Consider the following 11,085-nt stretch of genomic DNA (forward strand, 5'->3'; position numbering starts at 1 on the left):
TAATGATGGCAGAGAGGTCACACCCGTTCCCATACCGAACACGGAAGTTAAGCTCTCTAGCGCCGATGGTAGTTGGGACCTTGTCCCTGTGAGAGTAGGACGTTGCCAGGCTAATATTATTCCGCAGTAGCTCAGTGGTAGAGCTATCGGCTGTTAACCGATCGGTCGTAGGTTCGAGTCCTACCTGCGGAGCCATTATGCTTCCATAGCTCAGCTGGTAGAGCACTTCCATGGTAAGGAAGAGGTCACCGGTTCAAGCCCGGTTGGAAGCTTGGGAATAGGTTTAAAACTTTTTTGGCCCGTTGGTCAAGTGGTTAAGACACCGCCCTTTCACGGCGGTAACACGGGTTCGAATCCCGTACGGGTCACCACTTTTGGAGGATTAGCTCAGCTGGGAGAGCACCTGCCTTACAAGCAGGGGGTCGGCGGTTCGATCCCGTCATCCTCCACCATATATATTTAAAATGTCGGAGGGGTAGCGAAGTGGCTAAACGCGGCGGACTGTAAATCCGCTCCTTCGGGTTCGGCAGTTCGAATCTGCCCCCCTCCACCATTTTCTTTAAAATAACCTGAGAGGGTTTATTTTTTTGAAAAGATAACCATACTAGTAAATATTAATGGGCTATAGCCAAGCGGTAAGGCAACGGACTTTGACTCCGTCATGCGCTGGTTCGAATCCAGCTAGCCCAGCCATTTACGAGCCATTAGCTCAGTTGGTAGAGCATCTGACTTTTAATCAGAGGGTCGAAGGTTCGAGTCCTTCATGGCTCATCATTTTTGCGGAAGTAGTTCAGTGGTAGAATACAACCTTGCCAAGGTTGGGGTCGCGGGTTCGAATCCCGTCTTCCGCTTAATTAATAAGGGGCCTTAGCTCAGCTGGGAGAGCGCCTGCCTTGCACGCAGGAGGTCAGCGGTTCGATCCCGCTAGGCTCCATCTAAATAAAAAAGCTTATATCATACGATGTAAGCTTTTTTTGTGTTTAAAAAGACAACTTTTATACTTGTCGTTTAAAATGAAGAAAACGTAAAAATAAGGGATGGGGAGATAATTGTGAAAGTTGTTATTGCATCTGATTCATATAAAGAAAGCCTAAAAGCTATAGAAGTATGTGGAGCTATTGAAAGAGGTTTTAGAGCAATTTTTCCTAATGCAGAGTATGTGAAAATACCAATTGGAGATGGAGGAGAAGGGACGGTTGAATCACTTGTTGATGCTACAGGGGGGAGAATTATATCAATTAGTGTGACAGGACCGCTTAGAGAAGGTATACAAGCTTTTTATGGCATTTCTAAAGATAAAAAGACAGCGTTTATTGAAATGGCAGCAGCATCAGGATTACAGCACGTTCCAGTTGAAAAGCGCAACCCACTTATTACAACGACAAAAGGAACAGGAGAACTTATATTACATGCGCTAGATCAAGGAGTGGAGTACATAATTTTAGGACTTGGAGGAAGTGCTACAAATGATGGCGGGGCAGGTATGTTAGCGGCTTTAGGAGTAAGGTTTATAAATGGTAAGGGTGAAGTAATAGATCCATCTGGAGGCACATTACACTCGATTGTTACTATTGATTTTTCACGAATGGACCCACGCTTAAAGGGCGTAAAGATAGAAGCGGCATGTGATGTGGATAATCCATTAGTCGGAATGCAGGGAGCATCTTTCGTATTTGGGAGACAAAAGGGTGCAAATATAGAGATGATGAAAGAGCTAGATGAGAATTTACAACATTATGCGAATATGCTTAAACGATATGTATCTTTTGATGTATCTGAAATACCTGGTGCAGGGGCAGCGGGAGGAATGGGAGCGGCTGTTATTTCAGTGTTAAAGGGAGACTTGCGTAGGGGCATTGAAATTGTATTAGATTATACAAATTTCGATAAACATATAGAAGATGCACATCTTATTATAACTGGTGAAGGTAGAATAGATAAACAAACTGCATATGGAAAGGCTCCTGTGGGTGTTGCGGGGCGTGCAAAACGTTTTTCTGTGCCTGTAATTGCTATTGGAGGGTCTGTATCATCTGATTATTCAGCTGTGTACGAGAAAGGAATAGATGCGGTATTTAGTATCACAACGAGACCGATGACACTAGAAGAAGCATATAAAGTAGCAGAAGAAAATATTGAAATGACAACGAAGAATATTGCAACAGTATGGAAAATAGCATCAGAAAAACACTTCTAAATATAGGAGTGTTTTATTATTATTATTTAATAATAGTGATTGCGATTGTTTCATTAAGTTAATTTTATACATAGAATAGTCTTAAAATTTGGTTTTCAACGTGAATATAAGTGAATAAATTGTATATCCATACAGAAAAATGTCGAGTTGAGTCAGACTATATAAAAGATTTAAAATATTTAGTGAAGGCATAAAAGGGGGATACTATCTATGAAAAAAGAAATCTCAGTTATTGGAGTTCCAATGGATTTAGGACAGATGCGTCGTGGAGTTGATATGGGACCGAGCGCGATCCGTTATGCAGGGGTAATTGAAAGAATTGAAGAAATTGGATATGACGTTAAAGATATGGGAGATATATGTATAGAGAGAGAAAAAGAGATAGATGAAAATACAAAATTAAGAAACCTTACACAAGTTGCAACTGTATGTAATGAATTAGCAAGTAAGGTGGATCATATTATAGAAGAAGGTCGTTTTCCACTTGTATTAGGTGGTGACCATAGTATTGCTATCGGTACATTAGCTGGTGTAGCAAAACATTATAAAAACTTAGGCGTTATTTGGTATGATGCACACGGTGATTTAAATACAGAGGAAACTTCACCATCTGGAAATATTCATGGTATGTCACTTGCAGCAAGTTTAGGTTATGGACATTCTTCACTTGTAGATTTATACGGAGCATATCCAAAGGTGAAAAAAGAGAATGTCGTAATTATCGGTGCGCGTGCATTGGATGAAGGAGAAAAAGATTTCATTCGCAATGAAGGTATTAAAGTGTTCTCAATGCATGAAATTGATCGTATGGGGATGACGGCTGTGATGGAAGAAACAATCGCATATTTATCTCATACCGATGGTGTACACTTATCATTAGATTTAGATGGTCTTGATCCTCATGATGCACCAGGTGTTGGAACGCCTGTAATTGGCGGTCTATCTTATCGTGAAAGTCATTTGGCGATGGAAATGTTAGCAGAAGCTGATATTATCACATCTGCTGAATTTGTTGAGGTAAATACAATTTTAGATGAGAGAAATAGAACGGCAACAACAGCAGTTGCTTTAATGGGTTCTTTATTCGGTGAAAAACTAAAATAAATGTAAGAAAAGCAACTGAGAAGTTGCTTTTTTTATTTGAAAATAAGCGTATAATAATGATTTATATTATACTGTACAATAAAAATGTTTGACATCTTACCAATTTGAGCTAAAGGGGGTTGTTTGTAATTGTCGTTTGTTTCATGTATGGTATAATTAACTAGTTGTTGGAAATACATACAGATAGAGCATAAAACAATATTTCAATATATGGATAGAATTGCTCGTAAGTAGGAGGAAGGGATAGCATGCCTTTTGAAGATACGACCATTTTGAAATATCTTAGTACGGCATTAGATATTGCCATTGTATGGTTTATTATATATAAGCTAATTCTTATAATCCGAGGGACGAAAGCTGTTCAACTTTTAAAAGGGATTACAGTTATTATCGTCGTTAAGATGATCAGTATTTTCCTTGAATTGCGTACGCTATCTTGGCTAACTGAACAAGTATTAACGTGGGGATTTTTAGCCGTTATTATTATCTTTCAGCCAGAATTGCGAAGAGCACTTGAGCAGCTAGGGCGCGGGAGTTTATTTTCGCGTGTTGGAACGCATGAGGATGATGAACCTGAAATGGTTGCAACAGCGATAGCAAAAGCAACCGAATATATGGGGAAACGTAGAATTGGTGCATTAATTACTTTGTCAAAAGAGACCGGTATGGGTGATTATGTGGAAACGGGTATTCCGCTTAATGCAAACGTATCATCGGAATTACTTATTAATATTTTTATTCCAAATACACCTCTTCATGACGGAGCGGTAATTATGCAAGGAAGTACAATTAAAGCAGCAGCATGCTATCTTCCATTATCAGAAAGTCCGTTTATTTCTAAAGAATTAGGAACTAGACATCGTGCTGCAATGGGAGTTAGTGAAGTTACTGATAGTATTACAGTAGTTGTGTCTGAAGAAACTGGTCAAATTTCTTTAACGAAAAATGGTAAGTTGCATCGTGATTTGAAGACAGAACAGCTGAAAGATATGTTATTAGCTGAATTTAGTGGAAACGAAAAAACGACTTCTTCGTCTTTATGGAATTGGAGGAGAAAGCGTCATGGATAAGTTAATGGAGAATCATTGGTTTTTAAAAGGGATCTCATTACTATTGGCGTGTATGCTTTTTATGTCAGCGACGTTAACTGAAAAAAATACGACATCAGGTATATTACCTTTTGCAAATGATACGAAAGAAACATTAACTAATTATGCTATTAATCTTAAGTATGATGAGGAGAAATATATTGTAAGTGGTATTCCGGCAGAGGGCGTTAAAGTAAAATTAGAAGGCCCAAAAGCATCAGTTGCTACAGCAAAAGCAAAAAAACAATTTGACATACCGGTTGATTTGCGAGATAGTCCAAAAGGAACTTATGAGATTTCTTTAAAAACGAACGGGCTTCCAGATGATGTGAAAGGAACAGTTCAGCCATCAACAATTAAAGTTACTCTTCATGAAAAGGCGAGAAAATATGTTCATGTAGATCTGAAATTATCAAATGAGGATCAGATGCCAGCGGGGGCTACTCTAGAAAAATCAAGCCTTAAACCGGATACTGTTGAGGTAGTTGGGACGAAAGAAGAAATTGAAAGCATTTCCTCTGCCAAAGCGTATGTTGATTTAAAAGGTGTTAATAAAACTGTTACAAAAACGCCCGAAGTTACATTATACAATAAAGAAGGAAAACGTTTAAATGTAAGAACAAGTCCATCTAAGATTAGTGTAACGTTGAATGTGGCAACGCAAACTACAGCCAATAATACTGAAAAAACTGTTCCTGTAACGTATACGAAGAAGGGGAGTTTAGCAGAAGGATTGGCGGTTACAAATATCAGTGTTGAACCGAGAGAAGTAACGATAGCTGGTCCAAAAGATATTTTGGATAATATACAATCGCTAGAGGGGGTCGAAGTAGATCTTAGTCAATTGACAGAGTCTACAACATTCGATGCCTCTGTTTTATTACCCAAGGGTGTAACAAGTGCAAAACCGAATCAAGTGAAGGTTTCGGTGGGAGTGCAAAAAACAAAACAAACGAAAACAAAAACGATTGATGGTATCCCAATCCAGAAAAATGGACTGTCTAAAGATGTTACTGCTCAGCTACTTTCGCCGCAAGATGGAAAGATAAGTGTTGATATTTCAGGAGAAGCAAGTATAGTAGATAAAATAACAGCTGCTCAAATAACAGCGGTAATTAATCTGCAAAATGTATCCTCAGGGACGAAAGATATTTCCATTCAAGTGAGCGGTCCTGGTAATATTTCAATAGAACCAAAACAAAAAAGTGCTAAAGTTACTATTGTGAAGAAAGAAAAACCAGATAAAGAAGTACAGGGTAACGGTCAACAACCGGATTCAAATACGGATCAAGAAAATCAAAATGAGAAACCAAAAAATCCTGAACCTGATTCAGAAAAAGAACAGGAAAAGAATCAAAACCAAAATCAAAATCAAGATAAAGATAAAGAAACGAGTCAAGAACCAACAGTAGATAATCAAAAAGAGCAAGAAAAAGGAGCGAATCATAATGGGTAAATATTTTGGTACAGATGGAGTACGCGGAGTTGCAAATAAGGAGTTAACACCTGAATTAGCTTTCAAAATTGGACGTTTTGGTGGTTATGTATTAACAAAAGATACAGATCGTCCAAAAGTAATTATCGGTCGTGATACACGTGTATCTGGTCATATGTTAGAAGGAGCTTTAGTAGCAGGTCTATTATCAACTGGAGCAGAAGTAATGCGCCTTGGCGTTATTTCTACACCGGGCGTTGCTTATTTAACAAAAGCACTAGATGCACAAGCGGGTGTTATGATTTCTGCATCTCATAATCCAGTACAAGATAACGGTATTAAATTCTTTGGTTCAGACGGCTTTAAATTAACAGATGAGCAAGAAGCTGAGATTGAAGCTTTATTAGACAAAGAAGTTGATGAACTACCACGTCCGACAGGTACTAATCTTGGACAAGTGAGCGATTACTTTGAAGGTGGACAAAAATATTTACAGTACATTAAACAAACTGTTGAAGAAGATTTCTCTGGCCTACATATCGCTTTAGATTGTGCACATGGTGCAACTTCTTCTCTAGCTCCATACTTATTTGCAGACCTAGAAGCTGATATTTCAACAATGGGAACTTCTCCAAACGGTATGAATATTAATGAGGGTGTAGGATCTACACATCCAGAAGGCTTAGCTGAATTGGTAAAAGAAAAAGGTGCGGATATCGGACTTGCTTTTGATGGCGATGGCGACCGTTTAATTGCTGTAGACGAAAAAGGAAACATCGTTGACGGTGATCAAATTATGTTCATTTGTGCGAAATATATGAAAGAAACTGGTCAATTAAAACATAATACAGTTGTTTCAACTGTTATGAGTAACTTAGGTTTCTACAAGGCACTTGAAGCAAATAATATTACAAGTGATAAAACAGCAGTTGGTGACCGCTACGTAATGGAAGAAATGAAGCGTGGAGGTTACAACCTAGGTGGAGAACAATCAGGCCATATTATCTTACTTGATTACATTACAACTGGTGATGGAATGTTAAGTGCACTTCAACTTGTAAACATCATGAAAATGACGAAAAAGCCATTATCTGAGCTTGCAGGAGAAATGACGAAATTCCCACAATTGTTAGTAAACGTTCGTGTAACAGATAAAAAATTAGCATTAGAAAATGAAAAAATTAAAGAAATTATTCGTGTTGTAGAGGAAGAAATGAACGGTGATGGCCGTATTCTTGTTCGTCCATCTGGAACAGAGCCACTTATTCGTGTAATGGCAGAAGCACCAACACAAGAAGTTTGTGATGCATATGTACATCGCATTGTAGAAGTTGTGAAAGCTGAAGTTGGCGCTGAATAATTAGCTGAATTTATATGAAAAAGGAGCACAAAAAGTGCTCCTTTTTCATATGTTTTATAGACGATGAAAAAAATTTCATTGACGGTTTATCCATGTTTGTTATAAGATGGTCTTGTTCTTTTTCTCAAAGGAAATATTGTAAATTATAAAAGCGCCAGAACTACAAATAGTGTAGTTGACGAGGTGGGGTTTATCGAGATTTCGGCGGATGACTCCCGGTTGTTCATCACAACCGCAAGCTTTTACTTAAATCATTAAGGTGACTTAGTGGACAAAGGTGAAAGTGTGATGAGAGAAGAGGAACGGATGAAAACTAGCTGTATAAGTATATACGGACTTAAACCCAATCGAGAGGAAGGTGAAAGCCGTTACAAGCTTACAGGGCTAGCAATATGTAATCCGTTTTTTAGTATAAATAAAAATGGTATCGGACTATGTCGTTACATGTTCGCAGAGCAGTGTAAGCATTTGTAACGGCGACTAAACATGTGTGGAATCGTAGGATTTATTGGAGAGCAAGATGCAAAGGAAATTTTATTAAAAGGTTTAGAAAAGCTAGAATATCGTGGATATGATTCAGCAGGTATTGCAGTACAAGCAGAGAACGGTGTTGTTGTATACAAAGAAAAAGGCCGTATCGCAAAACTTCGTGAAATCGTAGATGAGAACGTAGCAGCAAGCGTGGGTATCGGACACACACGCTGGGCTACACACGGTGTTCCAAGTAAAGTAAACGCGCATCCGCATCAAAGTACATCAAAACGCTTTACATTAGTTCATAACGGTGTAATTGAAAACTATGAATTAGTGAAAAAGGAATATTTACAAGATGTAACGTTCGTAAGTGAAACAGATACAGAGGTTATCGTACAGCTTATGGAACAACAAGTGAGCACAGGATTAAGTGTAGAAGAAGCGTTCCGTAATACGCTATCTCTTTTACATGGCTCTTATGCAATCGGATTACTTGATGCTGAAAATCCAAACATGATTTATGTTGCTAAAAACAAAAGCCCGCTATTAGTAGGTGTTGGTGACAACTTTAATGTTGTGGCAAGCGACGCTATGGCGATGTTACAAGTTACAGATCAATTTATTGAGTTAATGGATAAAGAAATCGTAATCGTAACGAAAGAAAGTATTACAATTAAAAACTTACAAGGTGAAACGATTGAACGTGCACCGTTTACAGCGGAATTAGACGCAAGTGATATTGAAAAGGGAACATATCCTCATTTCATGCTTAAAGAAATCGATGAGCAACCACTTGTAATCCGTAATATAATTCAAAAGTATCAAGATGAAAATGGCGAAATTGAATTAAATCAAGACATCCGCAATGCGATCTTAGATAGCGATCGTATTTACATCATTGCATGTGGAACGAGTTATCATGCAGGTCTTGTTGGAAAACAATTTATCGAGAAGTTTGCAAAAATGCCAGTTGAAGTACACGTGGCAAGTGAATTCTCTTACAACATGCCATTATTAACAGAAAGACCATTCTTCATTTACATTTCACAAAGTGGTGAAACAGCTGATAGCCGTGCAGTACTTGTGCAAACAAATGAAATGGGCCATAAAGCATTAACAATTACAAACGTGCCTGGTTCTACGCTTTCTCGTGAAGCTGATTATACACTTCCGTTATACGCTGGACCAGAAATTGCAGTTGCATCAACGAAAGCTTACACAGCACAGCTTGCAGTACTTTCAATTTTAGCGGCTGATATTGCTAAAGCAAAAGGTGAAGTTCTTGATTTCGATTTAACACACGAACTAGGACTTGTAGCAAATGCAATGATAGAACTTTGTGATCAAAAAGAAGAAATGGACGCATTAGCAAAACAATTTTTAGCGACAACGCGTAACTGTTTCTTCATCGGACGTAGCGTAGACTTCTACGTAGGATTAGAAGGTGCGTTAAAACTAAAAGAAATCTCTTACATCCAAGCAGAAGGATTCGCTGGAGGAGAGTTAAAACACGGTACAATCGCTTTAATCGAAAATGGTACACCAGTTATCGCACTTGCTACACAAGAGCACGTAAACCTTGGAATTCGCGGCAACGTGAAAGAGGTAGTAGCACGCGGAGCTAACCCATGTATCATCTCAATGAAAGGCTTAGAAATGGAAGGAGACAGCTTCGTATTACCAGCTGTACACGAAGCGCTAGCACCGCTAGTAGCAGTTATTCCATTACAACTTATCTCATACTACGCAGCACTTCACCGCGAGTGTGACGTTGATAAGCCACGTAACTTAGCTAAGTCTGTTACTGTTGAGTAGGAGATTGGTAGGTTAATAAGTATAGTTATACGTTTGAAATAAATTAAAACTAAGAAAAAACTCTGTAAAAATCATTTTACAGAGTTTTTTTAGTTATTTATTGTTTTACATAACAAATTGTTACTTGTTCGTCTATGTGGAAAATCTGTAACGCTTTACCATCTAAATTTTTAACCTCATATGATGAATAAATAGGTCTTTCCAATTTCACTTCTTGACCATTTTGAGTTCCTTTTTCCACCATTAGCGTTAACTGATGGGAAGAAACGTCTGCTTGGTATGTTCCTGTTAAGTAATTATCTTTATTTGGATAAGAACCATTTGCATATGTTTCAAATGTCTTATCTGCTTTTAGGACTAACGTAGTTTTGACTCCGTCTCCGTAATCAATACCCCAATTACCTACAAGCTCTGTACCGTCTTTATAGTTGTTCTGTACATTCTTAAACTTAGCGGAATCCTCGTCTGGTGTATCAATTTTTCCTTTGAATATACCAGTTTTATCTTGGGTACTGTATGTTTTAACTGTATTACCACTAGATAAACTCGGTGAGTTAGAAGAACTAGTACCACTTGTTGTAGAAGTAGTTGTTGAACCACCCTTAGCTTCCGCTTTTAACTTATTAAATACAGGTTTCCAAATGCGTTTTGCTTCATCTAATTTATTGTTTGCTTTATCTATGATTGCATCATCCGTATCTTTAAGTGTTTTAGAGTAATCAAATAACTTCGATACTTCTTTGAAAGATTCTTTTAACTTTTGAACAGCTTTTACAATTTCCTTATGATCTTCCTTGTATTTTCCTGGTGCATCTATACGCTCTATTTTATTAAATACTTTATCTAAGTCTTTAATACTATCTCGTACCTCTTCATTTGACTTACTTCCCTTTTTATTATCCCTCACAGAAGCATCATAGTAATCTAGACGTCTTAATAAGTCTTCTTCAATGTCTACCATAAGTTGTGGGTAATCCTCAGGCAAAACCATAATCATCTTAACATCTTTACTTTCTTCTTTTGAGTTAGTTGATTTTTCCTTTGTTTCAGATGATTTACCTTCTGTCTTAGTTTCTTTACTTTCTTGTTTACCAGATTCAGCATTTGTTTTTTCTTTTTCTCCAAATAAATTTGTTACACTACAAGCTGACATAGAAACTACTAATCCAGATGCTAGTAAAATTTTACCTGTACTCTTTTTGAAATTCTTCATATGATTTTTCAATTCTCCCTTTCAAAACATAAAATAGATGTGCTTTAGCCCCTTTAAAACTAAAAAACATACCCCTTCTATATTTATTTTATAATACCTTTCTACGTATAATATTTTACAATTAATTACAGATACGGTCAAAATTTATCTTAGTTTAACGATGTTCACAAAAAAGATGCGAAGCTTTATTCCTTCAAGTAAAGATTCTAAGTGAGTTTTGATTAAAATTTTTTTATAAAAATCTCATACTTAGTTAAAAAGAGTGATTCTATTTTGATTAATCGTTTTTTCAAAATGAATTTTTTTGTTGTTAAATAAAGATTTGTGACTTCATTTTTATCAAATTTTATTCCAAACCAATATATAGTTATAGCTTTAAAATAAATTTACAAATTTGTA

At 37.1% G+C, this 11,085-nt stretch carries 8 protein-coding genes, 9 tRNA genes and 1 rRNA gene; 17 read left to right on the forward strand and 1 reads right to left on the reverse strand.

The window, feature by feature from the left end; all coding sequences use genetic code 11:
- The 17 genes from rrf to glmS all read left to right on the forward strand — a co-directional run.
- A 5S ribosomal RNA gene (gene rrf, locus ACTFR3_RS26670) occupies positions 1–111 on the forward strand; the annotation flags it as partial.
- A gap of 9 nt (positions 112–120) precedes the next feature.
- Positions 121–195, forward strand: a tRNA-Asn gene (locus tag ACTFR3_RS26675).
- Positions 196–199: 4 nt separating this feature from the next.
- Positions 200–272, forward strand: a tRNA-Thr gene (locus ACTFR3_RS26680).
- 24 nt (positions 273–296) lie between these two features.
- Positions 297–371 (forward strand) — tRNA-Glu (locus ACTFR3_RS26685).
- A 5-nt stretch (positions 372–376) separates the two neighbouring features.
- Positions 377–452 (forward strand) — tRNA-Val (locus tag ACTFR3_RS26690).
- Between the two features lie 17 nt (positions 453–469).
- A tRNA-Tyr gene (locus ACTFR3_RS26695) sits at positions 470–553 on the forward strand.
- A gap of 65 nt (positions 554–618) precedes the next feature.
- Positions 619–693 (forward strand) — tRNA-Gln (locus ACTFR3_RS26700).
- Positions 694–698: 5 nt separating this feature from the next.
- Positions 699–771, forward strand: a tRNA-Lys gene (locus tag ACTFR3_RS26705).
- A gap of 8 nt (positions 772–779) precedes the next feature.
- Positions 780–851 (forward strand) — tRNA-Gly (locus tag ACTFR3_RS26710).
- Between the two features lie 10 nt (positions 852–861).
- Positions 862–934: transfer RNA gene (locus ACTFR3_RS26715), tRNA-Ala, on the forward strand.
- 117 nt (positions 935–1,051) lie between these two features.
- Positions 1,052–2,197, forward strand: coding sequence for a glycerate kinase (locus tag ACTFR3_RS26720; RefSeq protein WP_000869587.1), 1,146 nt, complete (start codon positions 1,052–1,054; stop codon positions 2,195–2,197).
- Between the two features lie 210 nt (positions 2,198–2,407).
- Entirely contained in the window at positions 2,408–3,301 is an 894-nt protein-coding gene (gene rocF, locus ACTFR3_RS26725) for an arginase (protein ID WP_000711563.1), read from the forward strand.
- A 248-nt stretch (positions 3,302–3,549) separates the two neighbouring features.
- Positions 3,550–4,371: a diadenylate cyclase CdaA gene (gene cdaA / locus ACTFR3_RS26730; protein ID WP_001115697.1), complete on the forward strand. Its 822-nt coding sequence runs from the start codon at positions 3,550–3,552 to the stop codon at positions 4,369–4,371.
- A complete protein-coding gene (locus tag ACTFR3_RS26735) occupies positions 4,364–5,845 on the forward strand; it encodes a CdaR family protein (protein ID WP_000359601.1) in 1,482 nt (493 codons plus the stop codon). Before cdaA ends, ACTFR3_RS26735 begins: the two co-directional genes overlap by 8 nt.
- Positions 5,838–7,184 carry a phosphoglucosamine mutase gene (gene glmM / locus ACTFR3_RS26740; RefSeq protein ID WP_000521476.1) on the forward strand — a complete coding sequence of 449 codons (1,347 nt, stop codon included), beginning with the start codon at positions 5,838–5,840 and terminating at the stop codon, positions 7,182–7,184. The genes ACTFR3_RS26735 and glmM overlap by 8 nt, the downstream gene beginning before the upstream one ends.
- A gap of 288 nt (positions 7,185–7,472) precedes the next feature.
- Positions 7,473–7,658 carry a hypothetical protein gene (locus ACTFR3_RS26745; protein ID WP_001206405.1) on the forward strand — a complete coding sequence of 62 codons (186 nt, stop codon included), beginning with the start codon at positions 7,473–7,475 and terminating at the stop codon, positions 7,656–7,658.
- 12 nt (positions 7,659–7,670) lie between these two features.
- The gene (glmS, locus tag ACTFR3_RS26750) at positions 7,671–9,473 is read left to right on the forward strand and encodes a glutamine--fructose-6-phosphate transaminase (isomerizing) (RefSeq protein ID WP_000334163.1); all 1,803 of its coding nucleotides are present in this window, start codon (positions 7,671–7,673) and stop codon (positions 9,471–9,473) included.
- A 97-nt stretch (positions 9,474–9,570) separates the two neighbouring features.
- On the opposite strand, the gene ACTFR3_RS26755 is transcribed toward glmS, so the two are convergent.
- Positions 9,571–10,698 (reverse strand): DUF3994 domain-containing protein, encoded by a 1,128-nt coding sequence (locus tag ACTFR3_RS26755; protein WP_011109777.1) that lies wholly within the window; start codon positions 10,696–10,698, stop codon positions 9,571–9,573.
- Positions 10,699–11,085 lie beyond the last annotated feature (387 nt).

The sequence above is a fragment of the Bacillus cereus group sp. MYBK14-1 genome, assembly GCF_051916885.1.
Lineage (GTDB): Bacteria > Bacillota > Bacilli > Bacillales > Bacillaceae_G > Bacillus_A > Bacillus_A cereus.

Excerpts from the sequence above, each read along its gene's own strand:
- rocF (WP_000711563.1), top strand. The coding sequence starts at position 2,408 with ATGAAAAAAGAAATCTCAGTTATTGGAGTTCCAATGGATTTAGGACAG.
- glmS (WP_000334163.1), top strand. The coding sequence starts at position 7,671 with ATGTGTGGAATCGTAGGATTTATTGGAGAGCAAGATGCAAAGGAAATT.
- ACTFR3_RS26735 (WP_000359601.1), top strand. The coding sequence starts at position 4,364 with ATGGATAAGTTAATGGAGAATCATTGGTTTTTAAAAGGGATCTCATTA.
- ACTFR3_RS26745 (WP_001206405.1), top strand. The coding sequence starts at position 7,473 with ATGAGAGAAGAGGAACGGATGAAAACTAGCTGTATAAGTATATACGGA.
- glmM (WP_000521476.1), top strand. The coding sequence starts at position 5,838 with ATGGGTAAATATTTTGGTACAGATGGAGTACGCGGAGTTGCAAATAAG.
- cdaA (WP_001115697.1), top strand. The coding sequence starts at position 3,550 with ATGCCTTTTGAAGATACGACCATTTTGAAATATCTTAGTACGGCATTA.